Origin of the sequence: Flagellimonas aurea, from assembly GCF_017313785.1 — a bacterium.
Lineage (GTDB): Bacteria > Bacteroidota > Bacteroidia > Flavobacteriales > Flavobacteriaceae > Flagellimonas > Flagellimonas aurea.
Genome location: NZ_JAFLNL010000008.1, coordinates 131,863 through 155,531, shown reverse-complemented (window position 1 = coordinate 155,531; position 23,669 = coordinate 131,863). Strand labels below are relative to the sequence as shown.

The 23,669-nt window shown below is 41.5% G+C and carries 24 protein-coding genes; 8 read left to right on the top strand and 16 right to left on the bottom strand.

Going from position 1 to position 23,669, the window contains the following annotated elements:
* Window positions 1–768, bottom strand: coding sequence for an ABC transporter ATP-binding protein (locus J0656_RS14425; RefSeq protein ID WP_207035095.1), 768 nt, complete (start codon window positions 766–768; stop codon window positions 1–3).
* A complete protein-coding gene (locus J0656_RS14420) occupies window positions 768–1,505 on the bottom strand; it encodes an MlaE family ABC transporter permease (protein WP_207035093.1) in 738 nt (245 codons plus the stop codon). Before J0656_RS14420 ends, J0656_RS14425 begins: the two co-directional genes overlap by 1 nt.
* Window positions 1,506–1,621: 116 nt before the next feature.
* Here J0656_RS14420 and pafA point away from each other — a divergent pair, with 116 nt between their 5' ends.
* Window positions 1,622–3,301, top strand: a complete 1,680-nt coding sequence (gene pafA / locus J0656_RS14415; RefSeq protein ID WP_207035090.1) for an alkaline phosphatase PafA — start codon at window positions 1,622–1,624, stop codon at window positions 3,299–3,301.
* On the opposite strand, the gene J0656_RS14410 is transcribed toward pafA, so the two are convergent.
* The 4 genes from J0656_RS14410 to gcvP all read right to left on the bottom strand — a co-directional run bounded on the left by J0656_RS14410 (window position 3,273) and on the right by gcvP (window position 8,789).
* Window positions 3,273–4,145, bottom strand: coding sequence for a glycosyltransferase family 2 protein (locus J0656_RS14410; protein WP_207035089.1), 873 nt, complete (start codon window positions 4,143–4,145; stop codon window positions 3,273–3,275). The two genes, pafA and J0656_RS14410, sit on opposite strands and share 29 nt — an antisense overlap.
* Before the next feature lie 37 nt (window positions 4,146–4,182).
* Entirely contained in the window at window positions 4,183–4,710 is a 528-nt protein-coding gene (locus J0656_RS14405) for a class I SAM-dependent methyltransferase (RefSeq protein ID WP_207035086.1), read from the bottom strand.
* Window positions 4,711–5,769 (bottom strand): 3-oxoacyl-ACP synthase III family protein, encoded by a 1,059-nt coding sequence (locus tag J0656_RS14400; protein WP_207035084.1) that lies wholly within the window; start codon window positions 5,767–5,769, stop codon window positions 4,711–4,713. It abuts the gene before it with no gap.
* Between the two features lie 167 nt (window positions 5,770–5,936).
* Window positions 5,937–8,789: an aminomethyl-transferring glycine dehydrogenase gene (gene gcvP / locus J0656_RS14395; RefSeq protein WP_207035082.1), complete on the bottom strand. Its 2,853-nt coding sequence runs from the start codon at window positions 8,787–8,789 to the stop codon at window positions 5,937–5,939.
* Window positions 8,790–8,915: 126 nt separating this feature from the next.
* Here gcvP and J0656_RS14390 point away from each other — a divergent pair, with 126 nt between their 5' ends.
* Entirely contained in the window at window positions 8,916–9,740 is an 825-nt protein-coding gene (locus J0656_RS14390; protein WP_207035079.1) for a UbiA prenyltransferase family protein, read from the top strand.
* On the opposite strand, the gene J0656_RS14385 is transcribed toward J0656_RS14390, so the two are convergent.
* From J0656_RS14385 to J0656_RS14350, 8 genes are all read right to left on the bottom strand, one after another.
* Entirely contained in the window at window positions 9,737–9,967 is a 231-nt protein-coding gene (locus tag J0656_RS14385) for a hypothetical protein (RefSeq protein WP_207035077.1), read from the bottom strand. The two genes, J0656_RS14390 and J0656_RS14385, sit on opposite strands and share 4 nt — an antisense overlap.
* Before the next feature lie 2 nt (window positions 9,968–9,969).
* Complete coding sequence (locus J0656_RS14380; RefSeq protein ID WP_207035076.1) at window positions 9,970–10,524, bottom strand: sigma-70 family RNA polymerase sigma factor; 555 nt, start codon at window positions 10,522–10,524, stop codon at window positions 9,970–9,972.
* Between the two features lie 223 nt (window positions 10,525–10,747).
* A complete protein-coding gene (locus tag J0656_RS14375; protein ID WP_207035074.1) occupies window positions 10,748–11,143 on the bottom strand; it encodes a response regulator in 396 nt (131 codons plus the stop codon).
* A 12-nt stretch (window positions 11,144–11,155) separates the two neighbouring features.
* A complete protein-coding gene (locus J0656_RS14370; protein WP_207035072.1) occupies window positions 11,156–13,015 on the bottom strand; it encodes a sensor histidine kinase in 1,860 nt (619 codons plus the stop codon).
* A gap of 150 nt (window positions 13,016–13,165) precedes the next feature.
* Window positions 13,166–15,181: a M3 family metallopeptidase gene (locus tag J0656_RS14365; protein WP_207035069.1), complete on the bottom strand. Its 2,016-nt coding sequence runs from the start codon at window positions 15,179–15,181 to the stop codon at window positions 13,166–13,168.
* A complete protein-coding gene (locus J0656_RS14360) occupies window positions 15,178–15,579 on the bottom strand; it encodes a hypothetical protein (protein ID WP_207035067.1) in 402 nt (133 codons plus the stop codon). The genes J0656_RS14365 and J0656_RS14360 overlap by 4 nt, the downstream gene beginning before the upstream one ends.
* A gap of 18 nt (window positions 15,580–15,597) precedes the next feature.
* Window positions 15,598–16,089, bottom strand: a complete 492-nt coding sequence (gene purE / locus J0656_RS14355; RefSeq protein WP_207035065.1) for a 5-(carboxyamino)imidazole ribonucleotide mutase — start codon at window positions 16,087–16,089, stop codon at window positions 15,598–15,600.
* A 3-nt stretch (window positions 16,090–16,092) separates the two neighbouring features.
* Window positions 16,093–17,247 (bottom strand): 5-(carboxyamino)imidazole ribonucleotide synthase, encoded by a 1,155-nt coding sequence (locus J0656_RS14350; protein WP_207035063.1) that lies wholly within the window; start codon window positions 17,245–17,247, stop codon window positions 16,093–16,095.
* Window positions 17,248–17,364: 117 nt separating this feature from the next.
* Here J0656_RS14350 and J0656_RS14345 point away from each other — a divergent pair, with 117 nt between their 5' ends.
* From J0656_RS14345 to J0656_RS14320, 6 genes are all read left to right on the top strand, one after another.
* Window positions 17,365–18,471 (top strand): adenylate kinase, encoded by a 1,107-nt coding sequence (locus tag J0656_RS14345; protein ID WP_207035221.1) that lies wholly within the window; start codon window positions 17,365–17,367, stop codon window positions 18,469–18,471.
* Between the two features lie 33 nt (window positions 18,472–18,504).
* Window positions 18,505–19,506: a GTPase ObgE gene (gene obgE / locus J0656_RS14340; RefSeq protein ID WP_207035060.1), complete on the top strand. Its 1,002-nt coding sequence runs from the start codon at window positions 18,505–18,507 to the stop codon at window positions 19,504–19,506.
* Between the two features lie 63 nt (window positions 19,507–19,569).
* Complete coding sequence (locus tag J0656_RS14335) at window positions 19,570–20,094, top strand: DUF4136 domain-containing protein (RefSeq protein WP_207035058.1); 525 nt, start codon at window positions 19,570–19,572, stop codon at window positions 20,092–20,094.
* A gap of 234 nt (window positions 20,095–20,328) precedes the next feature.
* Window positions 20,329–20,538: a hypothetical protein gene (locus tag J0656_RS14330; protein WP_207035056.1), complete on the top strand. Its 210-nt coding sequence runs from the start codon at window positions 20,329–20,331 to the stop codon at window positions 20,536–20,538.
* 55 nt (window positions 20,539–20,593) lie between these two features.
* Complete coding sequence (locus J0656_RS14325) at window positions 20,594–21,652, top strand: sensor histidine kinase (RefSeq protein ID WP_207035054.1); 1,059 nt, start codon at window positions 20,594–20,596, stop codon at window positions 21,650–21,652.
* Window positions 21,649–22,374, top strand: a complete 726-nt coding sequence (locus J0656_RS14320) for a LytR/AlgR family response regulator transcription factor (RefSeq protein ID WP_207035052.1) — start codon at window positions 21,649–21,651, stop codon at window positions 22,372–22,374. Before J0656_RS14325 ends, J0656_RS14320 begins: the two co-directional genes overlap by 4 nt.
* Before the next feature lie 34 nt (window positions 22,375–22,408).
* Here the strand turns inward: J0656_RS14320 and J0656_RS14315 are convergent, their stop codons facing one another.
* A complete protein-coding gene (locus tag J0656_RS14315) occupies window positions 22,409–22,786 on the bottom strand; it encodes a DoxX family membrane protein (protein WP_207035050.1) in 378 nt (125 codons plus the stop codon).
* A gap of 94 nt (window positions 22,787–22,880) precedes the next feature.
* On the bottom strand, window positions 22,881–23,666 hold the full coding sequence (locus J0656_RS14310; RefSeq protein ID WP_207035048.1) for an SDR family oxidoreductase: 786 nt from the start codon (window positions 23,664–23,666) through the stop codon (window positions 22,881–22,883).
* Between the last annotated feature and the right edge of the window lie 3 nt (window positions 23,667–23,669).

Sequence of the window (23,669 nt, the reverse complement as noted above, 5' to 3'; positions counted from 1 at the left end):
TCAGTTTCTTTCTTCGATATACATTTGCCGAACCTTTTTGAACAATTCGGAGGAGTACACAAAGTCGGTAACCGCTTGGTTATCGGTCTTGAAGATTTCCTTATTGGTACCCTCCCATTCTTTGAGTCCGTTTTTTAGAAAGATTATTTTTTCCCCGATTTCCATTACCGAGTTCATATCGTGTGTGTTGATAATGGTGGTAATATCGTATTCCTGAGTGATTTCGTGAATCAGGTTGTCGATTAGGATGGCAGTTTTTGGGTCAAGCCCAGAGTTGGGTTCATCGCAGAACAGATATTTTGGGTTCATAACAATGGCCCTTGCAATGGCGACTCGTTTCTGCATACCACCGGATATTTCGGCAGGAAATTGTTTGTGAGCATCCACCAAGTTGACTCGCTTCAACACAAAATCCACACGATCTTGCTTTTCCGATTGCGACTGTTTGGTGAACATATCCAAAGGAAACATTACATTTCCCTCAACGGTCATGGAATCAAAAAGGGCGCTGCCCTGAAAAACCATCCCCATTTCTTGCCTTAGATTTCTTTTTTGTTTTGTCGAAAGCTCGGAATAGATTTGGCCATTGTAGCAAATGTTTCCTTCATCGGGTTCAAATAGTCCCAATAGACATTTTAAGAAGACCGTTTTCCCTGAACCGCTTTGCCCAATTACAAGATTGGTCTTCCCTTTTTCGAATATTGTCGAAATTCCTTTAAGTACATGATTTTCGCCAAAGGATTTATGTATGTTATCAACCTCTATCATTAGCCCAACAATAATTGTGTTAAAATATAGTTCACGATAATAATCACAACACTTGTCCAAACAAAAGATGTGGTGCTGGCCTTGCCCACCTCTAAAGCTCCGCCTGTCATGTAGAAGCCATGAAAGGATGGCACCGTGGCGATTACAAAAGCAAAGACCACGGACTTGATCAGTGCATAGGTTACGTGGTAGGAATTAAAATCCATCTGAAGTCCCTGTATAAAATCCCCGCTAGGTGCAAAACCGCCAAATACAGCTGCGACCCAACCTCCTAAAATGCCTACGAACATGGAAATTGCCACGGCGAAGGGGTATAACATAATGGCCACGATCTTTGGGAACACAAGATAGTTCAAGGAGTTTATCCCCATAACCTCAAGGGCATCTATTTGTTCTGTAACACGCATAGTGCCAATACTGGAGGTAATGTAAGATCCTACCTTTCCTGCCATTATTATAGAGGTGAATGTCGGTGCAAATTCCAGTATTACGGATTGTCTTGCCGCAAACCCGATAAGACTTTTGGGCAAAAGCGGATTGGTCAGGTTAAGGGCGGTCTGTATGGTGACAACTCCCCCAATAAAAAAGGATATGAATATGATGATGCCCATGGCCCCAAAGACCAATTCATCAACTTCCTTGAGAATCAAGGTTTTCATTATGCGCCACTTGGTAGGCTTTTTAAATACTTCCCAAATCATGATGAAGTATTTTCCAATCGCTTCTAGGTATTTCATGCGTTTTTTGGACTTGAGATGATAAAAATAAGAATATTGTGCAGCTTTTAACCTTCATTTAAATTTTAAAACGGGATAAATGAATAGTTTTGCCCTAATTAGATTAAACCTATAACATGAGAACAACCAACCTTATAGTTTCCATTTTAGCATTGTGCATGATCAGTATATCTTATGGTCAACGAAGAAAAAAGAACGATGCAGAAGTACAATCGCCAGCACCAATAGCCCAAACCCCTAAATTGGTCGTGGGCATTGTGGTAGACCAGATGCGATACGATTATCTCACACGTTTTTGGAATCAGTACGGAGAAGGGGGCTTTAAGCGATTGGTAAACGAAGGGTTCAATTGTAAAAACAACCACTTTAACTATGCGCCCACCAGCACAGGGCCGGGCCATACCTCGGTGTATACGGGAACAACCCCAGCAACGCACGGTATCATCGGAAACGATTGGTTCGATAAGGAATCCGGCGAAGATGTGTATTGTGCAGGAGATGATAGTTATGCTTCAGTAGGTACAACATCGGATGCCGGAAAAATGTCTCCACACCGTATGCTCACCACTACCATCACAGACGAATTGCGCTTACATACCCAAAAAAGGGGGAAAGTAATTGGCGTGGCTTTAAAAGATAGGGGAGCCATTCTTCCAGCGGGGCATGCAGCAAATGCAGCATACTGGTTCGAGGGCGGACAAGATGGCAACTGGATTACAAGCACTTATTACATGGATGAATTGCCCCAATGGGTAGTGGACTTTAATAGTTCGGATATCGTAGAGTCGTACAAAAAGCCATGGAATACATTAAAGCCTATTGAAACATATGTTGAAAGTGGTTTGGATGCCAATAATTATGAAGGGTTGCAAGAAGGGGAGACCAGCAATACTTTTCCTCATGACCTTCCAGCAATCTGGGATCAAAACGGCCAGTTCGATTTGATAAGAAGAAGCCCTTATGGAAATAGCATTACAGCTGACTTTGCCTTGGCCGCTTTGGAAGGCGAAGATCTTGGAGCAGATACCATCACTGATTTCTTGGCCATTAGTTTTTCCAGTACGGATTATGTAGGTCACTTTTTTGGGGTGAACTCTAAGGAGATTGAAGATACTTACATAAGATTAGATCAAGATTTGGCCCGTATTTTCTCTACTTTGGATGAGAAGGTGGGAGAAGGCGAGTATACTGTGTTCCTTACAGCGGACCATGCCGCCATTGATGTTCCTTCCTATTTGATGGATTCCAAGATTCCTGCCGGTTATTTGGATATGAACGGTATGAAAACAAAGTTTGCAGAGTTTCTTCAATACAAATATGGAACTACCGATGTGGTCAGAGATCTTTCCAACTATCAATTGTTTTTAGACCATAAAATATTGACCAATTTGGATATCGACCTGGATGATGCCCAAGAAGAAATTGCCCGGGAATTATTGACTTATGAAGGTATTGGCCAGGTATATACGGCCAGTCAAATGTGGAAAAACGAATATACCGAAGGTGTGCCATACATTTTGCAGAACGGGTACAATCAAAAGCGTTCCGGTGACGTATTGTTGGTGCCAAGTGTAGGTTATATTTCTTACGGTAAAACAGGCTCCACACACGGTTCGCCTCAAATCTACGATACCCATGTGCCGTTATTGCTGTATGGTAAGGGCATTAAACAGGGAAGCACCGTAACCCGTACGGAGATTCCCGATATCGCACCTACTATAGCAGCGTTGCTTGGTATTGCGTTCCCGAGTGGAACTACGGGCCGGCCTATTGGGGAGGTTTTGGAGTTTGATTAGAGTATAGTTTGGATGGGATTCCCTTCCAACGATAGCTCCTTATAAATTTTCCCTCTTTTTTGGAAACGTATTTGGGTTGCTGTTGGAAGAAAGCCTGAAGATAGCCAAATATAGCTTGGAAGTATAGGCTCGGACTTTTGGCCTGCCAAGCCATTTTTAATGTCGCAATTTTAGTGAGTACGAGTCCATAACCCATTTTATACATTGCTACACCCTTGGATTGATAGTTTCTGGTGCTGTACCCGTGTCCCGTCGGGCGAAGATGTTTTACCTTGAGTTCAGGAATCGTCAATGTATCAAAATCGTGGTATTTGGCCAGAAGTGTATCCACAGTGTCCCAACCCACTCCCGGTCGGAGACCGCCGATTTTGTTAAAACAGGCTTTATGATATAGTTTGATTGGTCCCCGGATATGATTTTGGTCCGCAATCTTTTCATATACCCACGCATCACTTTTTTTGATGTAGAGAAGTCCAGAGCACATTCCGAGTTTCCAATTGGCCTGAAATTGATTTACGATGAGTTCAAAATAATTTTCGGGCAGAATAATGTCCGCATCAAACTTTCCAATGAGGTCAAAATCTGACGTTTGTTGCAACCCAAAATTGAAGGTGTCCACAACTTTTTTGCCCGGAATATGTTCATCGGTAGAGTTACGCTGGACCACTTCTATCCAGTCGTATTTTTTGGCGTATTCTTTTGCAATCTTAAATGTATCGTCGGAAGAATTGTCATCCACAATAATCACTTCATTGGGCAAGTAGGTCTGACCCACAAAGGAATCTAGACAATCTTGTAAAAAAATTGCCTCATTGTGAGCTGGAATAACAATACTGATGCGCATTGGTTAAAAGTCCAAAAATCCCGGGACTTATCCCAAATTAGTTTTTTGTTCTTTCCGCATATACGATATAGTACCGATTTGTAAAATATCGAAGAATAGGGCGAAGGCCTATTTTTTTGGTGGGATTTGTCCACTTGGAGGAATCTTTTATGGTCCATCCGGCTTTTTCCAAGAGCCAGTCAAACTGCCAATCCTCAAATTCGTGATAGTGCCTGTCCCATGGGTCAGTTTTACTGCGGTAGGCAGGTGCAAACCACAATCGCATGGGTATGCTTGCGACCAATTTATCCGCTTTTATTTCTTTTAGGACATTAAATGGAGCTATTAAATGCTCAAAGATTTCGAAGGCGGTTACCACATCGGCATCCGACTGTGCAACACGTTCAAAATCGATATCCAAATCTTCTCCGGCAGTGTTCGCGACACTGTACCCATTGGATTTCATTATTTCTGAAAAGGGATTTTCAACCCCTAAATCCAAAATGGTCTCTGAGGTATCAATGTGTTTTTGTAAGAACGCCAATGTATGTTTGTAGCGTTTGTTGGGAAAGTTGTTTTCGTACATTTAATATCGATATACAATGGCGTTGATGTTCATTCCTGCACCAACACTTGCAAATATAACAACGTCTCCCTTTTTTACTTCATGTTCTGATAGTTTTCCTTTAAGAACCATATCATAAAGTGTGGGCACCGTAGCGACCGAACTGTTTCCCAAATCGTGTATGCTCATCGGCATCACATGTTCGGGTACGGTTTTTCCGTAGATTTTGTAGAACCTTTTTATAATGGCCTCGTCCATTTTTTCATTGGCTTGGTGGATGAAGATCTTTTTAACGTCCTCGATATTAACTCCGCTATCATCTAGGCAAGAAGCCATGGCCTTGGGAACGTTGATGCAGGCAAACTCGTATATTTTTCTTCCCTGCATTTTTATGTATCGTGTGTCTTTGGACTCCAGAGGACTGTTCGATTTATCAAAATAAAGATAGTAAGCCTCTTCATTGGCATAGGTTACCGACGCGTGGGATAATATCTCTCCATTCGGGGCATTGGCCTCAAGTATTGCGGCACCCGCTCCATCGGAAAAAATCATGCTGTCGCGGTCGTGTTGGTCAACAACCCTGGATAGTGTTTCCGCTCCGATGACCAAACACTTTTTGGCCATACCACTTTTGATAAAAGCAGTAGCTTGAATCATACCTTCTATCCAGCCGGGGCAACCGAAGATAAGATCGTACGCAACGCATTTAGGATTTTGTATTCGTAATAGATGTTTAACACGGGTGGCGAGGCTCGGTAGCGTATCCCCTTGTATTTTTCCAGGTGTAAGATCGCCAAAGTTATGTGCAAAAATGATGTAATCTAGTTCCTCCTTATCCACTCCGGAACTTGCAATGGCCTCTTCGGCAGCCAAAAAACCAATGTCCGATGTTTTAAGGTCCGGTTTGGCATACCTTCGGTTGGCAATGCCCGTAATAGCTTCAAATTTTTCAATGATCACATTGTTCTGTTGTTCAAAGGAAGACCCATCGATTTCCATGAACTTATGATTTAAAAAATCTTCGTTTTTGGTAATTACGGAAGGGATGTGACTTCCTGTGCCTGTTATGCCAATTTTCATGTTGTGCGGAGGTTTAATCAATACAATTTAAGGTATTGAACCATTATTATTATGCATGCATAATAAATTATACAATGTTCAAAAGGTAACTTATATATTGCTGGATATGAAAAAAGCCTTGAACTATTATTAGTAACAAGGCTTTTAATCAATGTTTATAGTGGTTTTTAGGCCTCTATGTAATCTTCGATAGGTGCACAGGTGCACATTAAATTACGATCCCCAAATGCTTCATCTGTCCTTCGTATACTTGGCCAAAATTTGTTTTCGGCAATATAAGGTAATGGGAAGGCCGCTTCTTCCCTGCTATATGGGTGCTCCCAAGAATCGCTGGTAACCATGGCCAATGTGTGAGGTGCATTTTTCAGGACATTGTCCGTCTCATCAGAAGTAGCCTCATCGATTTCTGTTCTGATGGATAGCAAGGCATTGCAGAAGCGGTCCAGTTCTGAACGACTTTCACTTTCCGTTGGTTCTATCATCAATGTTCCAGCTACGGGGAACGATACCGTTGGTGCATGGAAACCATAATCAATCAAACGTTTGGCAATATCGGTAACTTCGATGCCATTTGCTTTAAATGGTCTGCAATCAATGATCATTTCGTGGGCGGCACGTCCTCTTTCGCCAGCATACAGTACATCGAACTTACCTTTTAAACGGTCTTTGATGTAGTTGGCGTTGAGGATAGCGGCCTTGGTGGCGTTTGTCAGTCCTTCTGAACCCAACATTTTAATATATCCATAAGAAATCAAGCACACCAAAGAGCTTCCCCATGGCGCTGATGAAATGGCTGTGATGGCACTTTCTCCCCCCGTAGGAATTACTGGATTGGTCGGTAAAAAAGGTTTCAATTGCTCGGCCACGCAAATAGGCCCAACACCTGGTCCTCCACCTCCGTGTGGGATGGCAAAGGTCTTATGAAGGTTCAAGTGGCATACATCGGCACCAATGGTAGCGGGATTGGTCAATCCAACCTGCGCATTCATATTGGCACCGTCCATATAGACCTGTCCTCCGTTGTCATGGATAAGTTTTGTAATCTGTTTTATGGACGATTCAAAAACCCCGTGAGTGGAAGGGTAGGTGACCATTAATGCAGCTAGGTTCTCCGCATGTTGATTCACTTTCTCTTCCAAATCGTTCAAATCGATATTTCCTTTTTCATCGGTTTTGGTCACGACCACTTTCATGCCTGCCATTACGGCCGAAGCAGGATTGGTGCCGTGGGCCGAAGCAGGAATCAAACAGATGTTGCGATGTCCCTCACCTCTGGATTCATGGTAAGCACGGATAACCATAAGCCCTGCATATTCACCTTGCGCACCCGAGTTGGGTTGAAGGGAGGTCGCAGAAAACCCTGTGATGACATTCAATTGTTCTTCCAAAGATTTTAAAACCTCTTGATAACCTTCAGCTTGATTTAAAGGCACAAATGGGTGGATGTTCCCCCATTCGCCCCAGCTCAACGGCAACATTTCCGATGCGGCATTCAGCTTCATGGTACAGCTGCCTAAAGAAATCATGGATTGATTCAAGGCCAAATCCTTACGTTCCAATTTTTTGATGTAACGCATCAACTCGGTCTCGGAATGATAGGAGTTGAAGACTTCGTGCTCCATAAATGGAGCCTGTCTTTGAAGGTTGGTTGGAATAGCTTCATCCAATTGAGCATCACTCAATTGCTTTTCATCTAAATCATGTGATTCCAAAAAGCAGGAGATCAAAGTTTCCACATCAGTATTGGAAACGGCTTCATTCAAAGAAATGGACACTGTATTCTCGTCAATGTAGTGAAGATTGATGCCTTTACTTTCTGCAACTTGTTTGAGTTTACTACTGTTTTTGACCTTCACCTCAACAGTATCAAAATAAGCACTGTTCATTTGCTCAAAACCATGAGCTTCCAAGACGCTGACCAACTTTTTGGTGTTATTGTGTACTTTGTTCGCAATATATTTTAAACCTTCTGGTCCATGATATACGGCGTACATGCCCGCCATCACGGCCAATAATACTTGTGCGGTACAAATATTTGAAGTGGCTTTGTCCCTTTTTATATGCTGCTCCCTAGTTTGAAGTGCCATTCGGAGCGCTGGGTTGCCATCAGTATCTTTAGTGATGCCGATGATACGTCCTGGAATACTTCTTTTATACTCTTCTTTGGTGGCAAAGAATGCGGCATGTGGTCCACCATACCCCAATGGAATCCCGAAACGTTGGGTTGTTCCCACTACGGCATCCACACCCCATTCGCCCGGAGGGGTCAATGGTACCAAGCTCAAAATGTCGGCAGCAACGGCAACTTTAATTTCATTCTCCTTGGCTTTTTCCACAAAGGATGCATAGTCGTTTACTTGACCATGTTTCCCCGGATATTGTAACAACGCACCATAGAATTCTTCTGAAAAATCAAATTTCTCGTGGTCACCGATTACAAGTTCTATCCCCAAAGGAATAGCTCTTGTTTCCAATAAGCTCAATGTTTGTGGCAATATTTCTTCGGAAACAAAGAATTTTACCGCACCGCTTTTTTTCTGTTGACGGTTGCGAAGCTCGAACAACATGTTCATGGCCTCGGCTGCCGCTGTACTTTCATCCAATAGCGATGCATTGGCAATTTCCATACCGGTAAGGTCGGCGACCATGGTTTGGAAGTTCAAAAGCGCTTCCAACCTACCTTGGGCAATCTCTGCCTGATAGGGGGTGTAGGCGGTGTACCATCCTGGATTTTCCAAGATATTTCTTTTAATAACAGATGGGGTAAGCGATTCATGGTACCCCAATCCGATATAGGTTTTAAAAACCTTGTTTTTCTTGGCCAAGCTGTTCAGGTGGCTCAGGAATTCATGTTCACTGATACCTTCGGGAAGGTCCAATGGTTTTTTTAGTTTGATGTCATCGGGAATGGTCTCATAAATGAGCTGTTCCATACTTTCCACCCCAATGGTTTCGAGCATGTGGGGCAAGTCTCTTTCTGTGATGCCAATGTGTCTGGCGGCAAAAACCTCTGTGTTCATGTTCAATCCAATAAAGTGCACAAAATTAGGGATTAATTCAATGAAAATAACCAATTTTGATGGACTCTGGAGCAAAGTTGTTAACCACCAATTAACCTTAGTGCCCAAGCATAATTTTTTATCCCCATGCGGACCCTAAAAGCCATATTTGATTTTTATCTGGACGCCAGTATACATGTGGCCGTAGCAGTAATTTCTATGGCGGGCGTCACCTTCCATTTGTTGGGCAGCTCATCGGATGTCAATCTAATGGGTTTCATTTTTTTCAGTGTGATTGTTTGCTACAATTTCATTAAGTATGGTGTTGAGGCATACAAGTACCTTATTGTGTCCAATGCATATCACAAAATCATCCAATTATTCAGCTTTGTTTCCTTTGCTTTCGCGGTTTATTTTTTGCTGCAACTGAATAGGGATATTTGGATAGCGACGACTATTTTGGGAGTGTTGTCCGCGCTGTATGCCGTGCCTTTGTTGCCCAGTGCCAATAATTTGAGGAATTTGGCGGGATTAAAAATTTATATCGTGGCCTTTGTCTGGGCCGGGTTTTCGGTTCTATTGCCTGTTTTGGATGCAAAAATGACCTTGGACTGGGATTTTGCGGTAACATTCATTCAGCGGATGCTACTGGTGTTGATACTGATTCTTCCTTTTGAGATAAGGGATTTACAATGGGACGACAAAAGTTTACGGACATTGCCGCAGGTTTTGGGGATAAAAAATGCCACCCGATTGGGGATTGGGCTTATCTTGATTTTTTTCTTGATGACGTTTTTGAAAGACGAAATCCATCAAAATGAAATCCCGTTACGGCTAATTTTGTCGGCCGTACTTGTTTTTATACTGATATCAAAGAAGCGAATGCAGTCCAAGTATTTTGTGATGTTTTGGGTGGAAGCTATCCCGATTTTCTGGTTTTCGTTGTTCTGGTTTGTCAAAGAGTTTTTTTAAAACTTCTCTCCAAGCTCCCGTTTCATGCGTTTTTTGTCGTCTTCAGACAACATAGTGAGTCCAGCGCGATCGCACAATGAGGTCAATTCGCTGTTCTTTTTGGAGTATCCTTTGCAGACTTTACAATATAGTAGGTGGAAGCGCAGTTTGACAATGTCCCAAAAGCTAGCTTCTTTATACTGGGATTTGTCGCAAATACATGATGCCTCTTTACATGAAATCTTCATACCTAAAACCAATTTTCGTTTAAACAACCCATAAGCGATGTCCTTGCCCTATGGATCATTACCCAAAGGTTGGACGGATTTATGTCCAGTTCATTACAAATATCCTCGGTACTCATGCCTTGAATGGTCTTTAATTTAAAGGCCAAGGCCTGTTTTTGCGGCAATTTGGTGATACAATCTTGAATAGCTGAACCCAATTCTTCATTTTCCAAAATATTGTCGCCATCTTTACTGAAAGGGTCCGCAACTTGTTGTTCCAGCCAGTCACCCTCTGCATCGGAATCGGAACTATAGTTGATTCGGACCTCTGCTTTGCCTTTTTTTGAATTTATTTTTCGATAATGGTCGATGACCTTTCTTTTTAAAATGGATACCAACCAAGTACGCTCGGCTGCATCTCCCTTAAAGTTTTTGGCAGAGTTGAGTCCCGCAAAAAAGGTTTCCTGTACCAAATCCTTTGCTATTTCAGCATCGCTAACACGCGAGACCGCATAGTTGAAAAGATAGTCCGCATATTGGTCTACCCAGTTTTCCGGTTGAAGTTTGTGCTTGGTCATATTCTTATCGAATTACCAAATGTAAGGGTTTTTTGAACATCCAAAGATGTGACTGAAAACGCATTGGACGTTCAAAAGACGCCAAGCTAACACCGAAACAGGTTTTTAATATAAATTTTTGAATTTTTGATCGAAAACACTATCTAGCCTTCAGGTAATTCGGCCAATATTATGTACGAGTTGGTTGGGAATAAAAAAATGTAAAAAACAAATGTGTTATCGGTTACATTTTTAAAATGATTTTCTCGATATCTTCGGGTTTTAAAGGTTTTACAAGATAATCCGATATAGCATGGATTCTTTTCGCCTTTTTGATATCCTTTGGATCCATTGAAGAGGACACCATGTACACTTTGATTTCTTTGTTCAATTTAGGAAGCATTTCCACAAACTCGGACATGAATTGGAAACCATCCATTACAGGCATATTGATATCCAAAAAGATGAGGTCAGGAAGTAGATCGTCGTCATTTTGATGGACAACAATATGTTCCAGTGCCTCTGCACCATCACAAAATGTATGTACAGTACCTATCTGAGGAATACTTTTAAGGGCAACTCCAATAGTGAATTGATAGATTTCGTCATCATCAACCACAAAGACATTGAATGGTTCCATAATTATCTTTGATTATAAGTTTATAAAAAATGAAGTTCCCTTTCCTACTTCACTTGAAGCCCAAATTTTACCGCCCATGGCATCCACTTGGGCCTTTGTTAAAAACAAACCAACGCCTTTGGCATCTTTATTTCTATGAAAAACCTTGCTGAAACCGAACAGTTTGTGGCCGTTCTTTTTCAGGTCGATTCCCAATCCGTTGTCCCGGAATTCCAATTGTACGATACCGTCATTAATTTTGGATTGCACAAAAATTTTCGGGGCTCTATCCTCCGCCCTGTACTTTAGAGAATTGCTTATCAAATTGAGAAAAATACTTTCAAGATAGATTTTGTTGTACATGGCGCTTGGTATCTCCGAAAAATCGTGCTCTATTGTGGCATTGGTTTTTGAAATCTCCGCAGCCAACATTTCTTTTGTTTTGGATAAAGTTTTCTCAAAATATGTCTTTTCCAAGGACTGTACGGAGCCCTTTTTAATAATCAATGATTCTACCAAAGTATCCAAGGTCCATGTTAAATGGTTCGCGACGGAATCTATTTTGTCGATGATCATTTCTTTGGTTCCTTCATCGCTTTCCGTTTTATAAATATCCAGCAGTGCTTTTAGATTGCTCACCGGTGATCGTAAATTGTGCGATGTGATCTGATTGAATTCCTCCAATTGTCGATTTTGGGCTTTTAAGCGCGTTGCCGATTCTTTTAAGCTTTTGTTGGTTTCCAATATACGGTGGGCTGCTTGTTTTTGGGCGGTAATATCCCTTATTGCAATGGAAACAAGTAATCCTTCGGAGGTTTTAAGTGGACTTAGGGTTACTTGAACAGGTATTTGGAATCCAGATTTGTTCTGTATAAAAAAGTCAAGATCAGCTGGGACTTCGGTATGTTTGGGGGATTTGAAAAAGTTGTCGGCATAATACTCCATGGTGTCCCAAAGTCTTCTGGGGACCAATTTGGTCAAATGTTTGTCTTTAAGTTCAGCGGGCATATAGCCAAACATTTTTTCCGCCTGCTTGTTTATTAATTGGATGATACCCATTTGGTTGACGATTACCATAGTGTCCGGAGCCGAATCCAATAGTCCCCTAAACTTTATCTCGGACATCCTATGCTCCGTAATATCCTGGGTGGTTCCGATCATTTTTATTACATCACCATTTTTGTCGGTAATTAATTCGCCAATCAGTTCAACGGTATGGACATTTCCATCTTTATGAATGATTCGGTGCATGAATTTTTGAAATCTTTTCTTCGCTATGATTTCTTCAGCGTTTTCACGAAACATTTCCCTGTCATCGGGATGGATGGATTCGATGACGCGCTCAAAATTGATAGGAGTGCCCAATTCCAAATCGAAAATCCGATATAGGTTATCGGACCACATGATTTCATCTTCAACAATATCCCATTCCCAATATCCAATTTTGGACAGTTGTTCTGCAAGGTTTAACTGTTGATTTTTTTTGGCAAGTTCAATTCCAGTATTTTTTCTTTCGGTAATGTCCTGAAGAAAGCCGACTATTTTAAGGCATTGGCCATTTGCCATATGGGGATACCCCACATTACGGACATAACGAATATTACCTTTTGCCGTTAAAATTTCGAGGTCTAAATCATAAGGGTCGCCATTGTTCAAAGCACGGTACATGGCATCTCTGGCCTTGTCCTTATAATATCCTTCTTTAAAAAAGGACTTGATGTTTTCCATTGTCGGGACAAAGTCTGTTGACACTTGGACAATTTGTTTGGTGACATCGCTCCAATAGACTTCATTGGTGGCAACATATAGCTCATAGATTCCAATTTTGGCAAGTTTGATGACCTCTTTGAACAAATTCACAGATGCCGACTCCTCATTGTCCCAATTCTTCATATGTTTTCGGATTAGGTCTAAAAAAGGAAGTGGTGTTGACCATTCATGGACAAGGTTAAGGTTGATTTAAATAAATTTAAATCTTAAAAGATACTAAAAATCAGCTTTTGTTTTAGAGATGCTTGAAATTTAATTTCTATTCAAATCGTTTTAAACGAGTCCTGCCCGTTCCAATAAGGCATCAATTTTGGGTTCTGCTCCCCTGAACTTCTTGTATAGGTCCATGGGGTTTTCCGTTCCGCCTTTTGAGAGCACATGCTCTTTAAATTTGTCCGCAACCATTTTACTGAAAACCCCGTTTTCCTTGAAATAGGCAAAGGCATCTGCATCCAGAACTTCCGCCCATTTGTAGCTATAGTAGCCAGATGAATAACCTCCTTGAAAAATATGCGAGAATGATGTGCTCATACATGTTTCCGCTGTTTCGGGGAACAAATTTGTGCTTTCAAAGGCTTCTTCTTCGTAGGCTTTCACATCCTTGATGCCCAATGGGGCCTTTCCGTGCCATGCCATGTCCAATAACCCAAAACTCAATTGGCGAACGGTGGCCATACCCTCCTGAAAAGTAGCTGATTCCTTGATTTTTGCTACCAGTTCCATTGGAATTAATTCACCTGTCTCATAATGATGGGCGAAAAGTTCCAATGCTTCTTTCTCGTAACACCAGTTTTCCATTACTTGGCTGGGCAGTTCCACAAAATCCCAATACACCGAAGTGCCCGATAGGCTAGGGTAGTTGGTGTTCGCTAGCATGCCGTGAAGTCCGTGACCAAATTCATGGAACAGGGTCGTGACCTCATTAAAGGTAAGCAACGAGGGTTTTGAACTTGTAGGCTTGGTGAAATTGCAGACATTGGAAATGTGTGGTCTGCTATTTTCGCCATTTAAAATATACTGAGGCTTGTAGGAGGTCATCCAAGCACCACCACGTTTTCCTGGCCTAGGATGGAAATCGGCATAGAACAAGGAAATAAACTCATCGTTATCATATACCTCAAAAGTCTTGACTTCTGGATGGTATTTGTCCACGTTGTCCACTTCTTTAAACGTAAGCCCAAAGAGTTTTTCAGCAACTTTGAAAACCCCGTTGATTACATTTTCCAGTTTGAAGTATGGTTTCAGTTTTTCATCATCCAAATTGAAAAGCTTTTGCTTCAATTTTTCGGAGTAGTAGGCACTGTCCCATTTTTCCAAACGGTCAATGTTGTCCAATTCCTTGGCGTATGCCTCTAATTCCGTAAACTCTCTTTCGGCTGCTGGTTTGGCTTTTTCCAAAAGTTCGTTCAGAAAGTCTTTTACTTTTTCGGGGGTCTCCGCCATGCGCTCCTCGAGCACAAAATCTGCATGGGTTTTATAGCCCAAAAGATTGGCTCTTTCGTGGCGAAGGTTTACGATGCGTTTTACGTTTTCTTGGTTGTCCAGCTCGTCATTGTGGAAACCCTTGCTGCCAAAAGCCATGGAAAGTTCCTTGCGCAACTTCCTGTTTTTGGCATATTTCATAAATGGGATGTAGCTCGGGTAATCCAGCGTAATCATCCAGCCTTCTTTACCTTTAGATTCCGCTAATTGAGCAGCAGCTTCTTTGGTTCCTTCGGGTAATCCGTCCACATCTTCTTCATCCGTTAGCAACATTTCGTACTTGTTGGTCTCGGCCAATACGTTTTCTCCAAATATAAGCTTCAACTTAGAGAGTTCGGCATCGATTTCACGCAGACGTTTTTTATTCTCTTCCTTTAAATTGGCCCCGTTTCTACTGAAATTCTTGTATTTCTTTTCAAGAAGCGTTTGTTGTTCGGTGGTCAAATCCAGAGAGTCACGTTGCTCATAAACGGTTTTGACCCTTGCAAAAAGACCTTCGTTCAAAGTAATATCGTTGCTGAACTCTGATAAAATAGGTGATACTTCCTGAGCTATTTTTTGAATTTCCTCATTGGTCTCAGCAGAATTCAAATTGAAAAATATGCTGGAGATTCGGTCCAACTGTTGCCCGGAAAAATCCAGGGCTTCCAAAGTATTTTCAAAAGTTGGGGGTTCAGGGTTGTTTACAATGTCATCGATTTCTTTTTTGGTGTCCTCGATAGCCTGAAGAAAAGCAGGCTTAAAATGTTCGTTCTTTATTTTGGAAAAAGGAGCTTGGTTAAAAGGCTCCAACAATGGATTGTTCATAGTTGTTTCTTCTGTTCTTTGTTTTTTAAACGTATAACCGCCCAATCACTCAACAAATAGGCGAAACCGATAATGGATGAAATTACGGCCATGGTCAGTGGAGCGTAATTCCTAATGGTTGAACCATAGGTTTTTCTGTTCATGGCAGCAATGGCTTCTACAGAATATTCGTTGAGGTCAACAAAACCGTTTCCGTTTAAGTCATATTTACTCGCATAATCCGAAATAAATTGCCAACGTATTTCAATAAAAATCAATAGCGCGGCATACATGGTAAACACAAATAGACCACTTTTCCATAGTCCTTTTATGTACGGATTGCGAAGTTTTGGCAGCGTGAAGCCAAAAAAGGCAATGGAGCAAATCCCCAGCAATATGCCAATTTGATTATAGTTCATAACCAAACATGATTTTTTCTAAAAGGTTTTCTTTACCTCCTCTGCCCCTTTGATGACTTTTTCCTTGAGTCCCTCTTTATAGGAAATTATGTTGTCCATAATCTCGCTGTCGGAACTTCCTATGATTTGTGCCGCAAGGATACCGGCATTTTTGGCTCCATTCAAGGCAACTGTGGCTACGGGAACGCCCCCGGGCATTTGCAAAATGGATAGGATGGAATCCCAACCATCAATGGAATTGCTGCTTTTTACGGGTACTCCGATAACAGGGAGAGGTGATAACGATGCCACCATTCCTGGCAAATGTGCCGCTCCACCGGCTCCAGCAATAATTACGGAGTAGCCATTGGTATGGGCACTTTTGCTAAAACTGAACAATTTTTCGGGTGTTCTGTGGGCGGAAACAATATCCACGTCCACATCCACTCCCAATTCCTTTAATATATCGATGGCGTCCTGCATAACAGGAAGGTCGCTTGTGCTTCCCATGATTACGGCTACTTTGCTCATATCTTATTTGCTTATCACTTTAATGGTTTCCTTTACCTGTTGGGCAACTTCTCGGGCTCTCGCCATGTTCTCGTCAACGATGGTCACGTGGCCCATTTTCCGAAACGGACGGGTTTGTTTTTTACCATAGATATGCGGTGTAACCCCGTCCATTTCCAATATTTTTTCAATGTTTTCATAGACCACATCGCCTGTATGTCCTTCTGCACCCACCAAGTTAACCATAATTCCTGCTACTTTACTGTCGGTTTTTCCAAGCGGCAGACCTAAAATGGCACGGATATGTTGTTCAAATTGGTTGGTGTAGGCCGCTTCAATACTGTAATGGCCACTGTTATGCGGTCTTGGTGCAGATTCGTTCACCAAAATTTGGTCGTCCTTGGTTTGGAACATTTCCACGGCCAGCAGGCCAACGTGCTTCATATGTTCCGAAACTTTTAATGCCACTTCCTGTGCTTTTTTAGCTACGGCATCATCAATCCGTGCAGGACAGATTACGTATTCCACCTGATTGGCTTCGGGATGAAACTCCATCTCAACCACGGGATATGTTTTAACCTCACCTTTGGAGTTTCGAGCTACCACAACGGCCAACTCATTTTTAAAATCAATCATTTTTTCAGCAATACACTCCACATTGGGCAGTTCTTTAAGGTCTTCCATCTTTCGGACGACTTTTACCCCTTGGCCGTCATACCCAAATTGGGCGCTCTTCCAAACAAACGGTAAGGAAAGTCCGCCGTTGTTTATGCTGTCCTCGATTTCCGATGTGTAGGCAAAGCGGGTAAAAGGAGCGGTTGGAATACCATGATCGGTATAGAATAATTTTTGGACGGCCTTGTTCTGAATGGTCCTTAAGGTTTTGGTGGGCGGATATACGGTTTTGCCTATGTGTTCCAACTTTTCAAGGGCGTCAACATTTACGTTTTCAATCTCGATGGTGAGCAAATCTACATCTTTTCCAAAGGCGTAAACGGTGTCAAAATCCATCAAACTGCCCTGAACAAACTCGTTGCAGGCAATTTTGCAAGGAGCTTCGGGAGAGGCATCCATAACCTTGGTTTGTATGTCCCATTTTCTGGTTTCGTAGAGCATCATTTTGCCCAGTTGTCCACCACCTAAAATTCCCAATTTAAAGTCTGAAGAGAAAAATTGCATTGATTTGTAAATTGAATGTGGGCAAAAATACATGAAATCCACGAGGGTATAAAAGATGTAAGGTTTTAGGAGCTTTAAAAATAGTATCTTTGCCAACCTGACCATAACTTGAACACATTGATTAAGCTCCACGATAAAGTTTTTAAGCCCTATTTAAAGGAAGAGCAAATCCTTGCGGCCATTGATAAAATGGCTAAGGAGATTGCCAATGATTATAAAGATGAGACGCCCTTGTTTGTTGGTGTGCTCAATGGAGCTTTTATGTTCGTGGCCGATTTTTTGAAGGCCTACCAGCACCCTTGTGAGGTCTCTTTTGTGCGGTTGAGTTCTTATCAAGGATTGACCTCGACAGGGATTGTGGAAACGCTCTTGGATGTGCCGGAGGAATTGGAAGGAAAGAGTGTGATAATCTTGGAGGATGTGGTGGATACAGGAAGAACCTTGAAAGAATTGGTTCATCTGTTTTCCAACACCAATGTAAAGGAGTTTAAAATAGGGACCCTTTTTTATAAGTCGGACATTTATAATGGTGAATATGCCATAGACTATGTAGGTCTGGAAATTCCAGATCATTTTATTGTGGGCTATGGGTTGGACTATAACGAGTTGGGTCGAAATCTTAGAGAAGTTTACCAATTAAATCAAACAGATATGATCAACCTAGTGCTTTTTGGAAAGCCAGGAGCAGGGAAAGGGACCCAAGCAGGTTTCTTAAAAGAAAAGTATAATCTGAAACACATTTCCACAGGAGATGTTTTTCGTTACAACATCAAAAACGGAACAGACCTTGGTAATTTGGCCAAGTCATACATTGATAAGGGGGATTTGGTTCCCGATGAGGTGACCATTGATATGCTGAAGGACGAGGTCGAAAAGAACCCAGATGCAGCAGGTTTTATTTTTGATGGTTTTCCACGTACCGCAGCTCAGGCAGAAGCATTGGACAATTTCTTGGAATCCAAGGATATGAAGGTAAATGCGACCATTGCTTTGGAAGCTGAGGACGACATTTTGGTCGAGCGTCTTTTGGAGCGTGGTAAAAGTAGCGGCCGTTCCGATGACCAGGACGAGAGCAAAATCCGTAACCGTTTTGATGAATACAATGAAAAAACAGCTCCTTTAAAAGCTTACTACGAAAAACAAGGAAAATTCCACTCTGTAAACGGAATAGGTGAAATCGATGAGATTACCCAGCGATTGAGCAAGGTAATCGATTCCCTATAATTGATTTCCCAAAAGACTTTTTTATATTAGAATATGACCGAAGGAAATTTTGTCGATTATGTAAAAGTTCACATCTCTTCTGGAAACGGGGGCAAGGGTTCTGCACATTTACGTCGCGAAAAATATGTGGCCAAAGGCGGGCCCGATGGTGGTGATGGTGGTCGAGGCGGTCATGTTATAGTCAAAGGGAACAAAAACTTATGGACACTGGTCCATTTCAAGTTCAAAAAACACTTTAAGGCCGGCCATGGCGAACACGGAAGCAAAAGCCGAAGTACCGGGGCCGATGGTGAGGATGTATATATGGAAGTGCCATTGGGAACAGTGGTGCGAGATACCGAAACCAACGAGATACTTTTTGAGATTACCGAGGACGGCGAAGAGAAAATTGTGCTCGAAGGAGGAATGGGCGGATTGGGAAACTGGCATTTTAAAAGTGCCACCAACCAAACACCCCGGTATGCACAACCAGGTATCAAGGGTCAAGAAGGCGACGTTACCTTAGAGCTTAAAGTATTGGCCGATGTTGGTCTGGTAGGGTTTCCCAATGCCGGAAAATCAACGCTACTTTCCGTAATGACTTCTGCCAAACCTAAAATTGCGAATTACGAGTTTACCACCTTAAAACCCAATTTGGGCATTGTGGAATATCGCGATTTTCAAAGTTTTGTAATGGCTGATATTCCTGGAATTATTGAGGGTGCTGCCGAAGGAAAGGGATTAGGACATTACTTTTTGCGACATATTGAACGTAACGCTACGCTATTGTTTTTAATACCTGCCGACAGTAAGGACATTAGCCAAGAGTATAATATTCTTCTGGAAGAATTGAGACGATACAATCCCGAATTGCTGGACAAGGCACGTTTGGTGGTCATCTCCAAATGCGATATGCTGGACCAAGAGCTTATCGCCGAAATGGACGAGGACATGAAAGAAGATTTCAAGGATGTTCCCTTCATGTTTATATCTTCCGTGAGCGGATTGGGAATTCAGCAACTTAAGGATAGACTTTGGAAGTTGTTGAACGAATAATACTCTGCTATATGCCATCTAATCAATATATTGATTAAATTTAGGAGAACCCAAATATCCACTATGCGTTATTTACTTTTTATAGTTTTGATTGTTGTAATGGCATCCTGCAGCTCGGTCAAGGTAAACTATGATTACGACAAAACGGTCGATTTTTCCAGCTATTCTACCTATAATTACTATTCGGATATGCAATCTGGATTGAGCCAACTGGATGAAAAAAGATTGCTCAATGCTTTGGATTCTACACTAAAAGCTAGAGGCTATCGATTGGCCGAAGAACCCGAACTCTTCATCAACATCATGAGCAATGAATACAGGAGCGCACCCAATAACAATGTAGGTGTTGGTCTTGGCGGTGGCGGTAGAAATGTCGGCGGCGGAATTTCTGTTGGGTTACCATTGGGCGGCCCAAATATGCAGCGCAGTATCCAAATCGATTTGGTGGATGCGCAGCGTGATGCACTTGTTTGGCAGGCAGTCGCCGAGAGTGGCCTTAGAGAAAATGCATCGCCAAGTGTGCGAGAGGATAAACTACGTGCCGTGGTAAAAAAAGTATTCTCAAAATTTCCTCCAAAGGTAAAATAGTCCTTAAAATTAGCTCGTTACCACTATCTTAAACCGGTAGCAACTGGTTTTACCGTTCAGTTTGTCAAAATTACCACTTGTCATAAATCACTTCATCAAGCAAGGGTTGTCCTGTACTTTAGCTTTAGAAATAAATTCTAAAACCAAATAGTCATGATAGCACTAGCCAAATTAATCATTTCAATTTTAGTAAGTATTATTTTATAATCTGCCAGCGTTGCAAAATTCATCAATATGAAAAAGCTTAAAACAAGTCAGAAAGTAGTTTTGGCCATGGGAATAATTGGCGTGTCTATAGGGATATTTGGAAGATACCAAACATGGGAGTATATGGAGTATTTTCCATTTTTCTATTCGGGAATAACCATGATGTGGGTTGCCTTTTTACCACAGAAAAAATCTTGCAGCAATCCGTTTAAAAGAAAAGCCGCACAAGAATCCTAGTAGCACCAATACTGAATTGGTTTAATGTAAATTTAGGCAAACTTGGCTCAATGGAATGGAATTAAGTAGTAGAAAGAGAAATATTGCATTTTGGACGCTCCAATTATTGGGGTGGGGGTTTATCAATGCCATTGCAGCTTTGATTCCTCAAAAAATTAGTTTGGAGATGACCATTTTCTCTGTGGTTGTCGGAATTTTTATAGGCGTATTTTCTACCTCCATCTTACGTTGGTACCTTAAGAGAAATGTTCATTTTGATTCCTTTGGTGGAAAAGAGGTCCTGAAAATTATTATATCCATATTACTGGCTTCCACGATTTTCGGACTTTTAAATGTCTTTTTCGGGTACATCTATATAAAATTTGGCCCAGAAATTACCGAGGCAGAAATGCAAATGTTCGAGGGTTATGACAAAGTCATGGTCCAAGTATTGAATTCGCTCTTTTTGGTCGGGGCCTGGACGATTACGTATTTGGTCATCAAATTACTTTTGAAATTAAACCAGGATCGAATAGAAAGGCTTGAACTGAATACCACCTTAAAGCAGGCCCAATTAAACACTTTAAAGGGGCAAATAAATCCACATTTCATGTTCAATAGTCTTAACAACATTAGAGGTCTCATGCTGGAAGATGTGGAAAAATCAAGGGAAATGCTTACCAAGCTCTCCGAAATTATTCGCTATTCCCTTACCAAAAACAATATCAATGATATTCCGGTACGGGAGGAGTTGGAGGTAGTGGATAACTATATCGACCTTTCTAAAATACAGTTCGAACATCGTTTGGAGTTTGTGAAACAAGTTGGTGCCGATACCTTGGACCTTAGGATTCCGCCTATGATCATTCAATTACTTATAGAAAATGCAACCAAGCATGGTATTTCCAATCTTAAAAATGGAGGAAGGATTCTCTTGGATATATCCAGGAGAGAAGAAGATTTGATTATAGAAGTAAGGAATACAGGAAAACTCAATATTGCCAAAGACTCCACCAAATTAGGTTTGATAAACATAGAACAGCGCTTGAAGCTATTGTATGCTGGCAAAGCATCTTTTAAATTAGAGGAGATATCTGATGAGGTAGTGGCTGAAATTAAAATACCATTGGCATGAAGATCAGGGCGGTAATAGTTGAAGATTCTCGATTGGCAAGGAACGAGCTCAAGGAGCTTATTAAACTGCATGATGATTTGGAGCTTATTGGCGAAGCAAGCAATGTAGATGATGGTGTTGAATTAATTGAGTCCGAATTACCTGATTTGTTGTTCCTTGACATCAATATGCCGGAAAAGGATGGTTTCGACCTGTTGGAAATGTTGGATGAGGTGCCGATTACCATCTTTACTACAGCTTACGATGAATATGCCATAAAATCCTTTGAGTACAATGCATTGGATTATCTATTAAAACCGGTCAGCAACAAACGTTTTGATATGGCCTTGGAAAAAGTTCGTGTAAAAATGGCCTCAAAGCAGGAGGATAACAACTCCGCTAAAAAATTGACCGAGAATAGTCAGATTTTCATTAAAGATGGAGAGGCATGTTGGTTGGTGAAAATAGGAGATATTTCTCAGTTCGAAATTGTGGGCAACTACACGCGGGTATTCTTTGATGGCAAGAAACCCATGCTGTATAAATCGCTTAATCAAGTGGAAGAAAAGCTGCCCCAAGATTCTTTTTTTAGGGCAAACCGTCAGCAAATAATCAATACCAACTATATTGAAAATGTGGTGCCTTGGTTCAATGGCAAGCTAAAGCTTACCATGAAGAACGGTGAGGAAGTGGAAGTTTCCCGAAGGCAATCCTACATTTTTAAGGATAAAATGAGTTTATAAAAAAAAACCTCCAATTCAATTGGAGGTTTTTTTGTTAAGGTCTTAAAATGTCCTTGTATCGGTCTTTATATCCGACAAGCACAACAATGTTGAGAATCAGTAGTGCCAGAGCAGGGGCAATAGATTCCATCGCCATGGTTAGGTGCAATAGGACGGCACATACCGATACGCTCATCAATATGATTGCCATTAAAGCTCCGTATTTGTTCAAAATGAAGGAAATGCCTGCCAACACCTCTACCAATCCAACCAATATTAGAGTTTTGGACATTGTCAACCCTGTAAAATAGGCCATCATACCTTCTGGCATTTCTTCGGGAGCAGGAAGGAATGGATAGAGTTTGTTGGCCCCGAAAATGATGACGAACAATCCCAATAGGATACGAACCACCATAAAAACTTTTGAATTCATAGGTATAAATTTTATTGGTTATACACTAAAAGTATTCAAAAATTGAATATGTGATAATTTTTTGATAAGATTTAATTTGTTGGGGGCCAGTTTTTTAAAGTGATTTCAACAAGCCCCCGTCAATAGGAATATTGGTTCCAGTGATGAAAGCAGCTTGGTCCGAAGCCAAAAATGCAACCAAGTATCCATATTCTTTTGGGTCTCCAATTCTTTTTACAGGAACCTGTTCTTCCATATTGGAACGAACCTCATCCGGAGAAATTCCTAACTTTTCAGCTTTTTTGGAATTTAATTGGGCAATTCGGTCAGTATCAAAGTAGCCTGTTAGCGTGCTGTTCACTGTAATACCATCTTTTGCCACATCGTAAGCCAAACTTTTGGCCCAGGTAACCACTGCAGCTCTAATGGTATTTGAAAGCGCCAAATAGTTCAAGGGTTCCTTTACCGAAATAGACGCTATGTTAATGATACGGCCCCATTTGTTTTTTTGCATATGTTTTAGGGCGAGTTCCGTAGTGAAGACAACGGACTTGAACAGCAGGTCAAAAGCATTTTGGTAGTCAGATACATTTTTCTCAAGTGCACCACCACCTTCCGGTCCTTGTGTATTATTGACCAATATATCCACGGTATTGGTCTCGAAGAACTCCGAAATTTTTGATTTATATTCATCGAAGTTGGTAAAATCCACGGCCAAATATTGATGTTTTTGTCCATATGAGCTGTCCATTTCGGCAATCAGTTCTTTCATGCGTCCCTCGCTTCGCGCCATAAGGGTCACACTGGCACCGCTTTCGGCCAATTGCCGAGCGATAGCTTCACCGATTCCTTTGCTGCTGCCGCCGACCAAGGCATTCTTTCCTTTTAGAGATATGTTCATGGC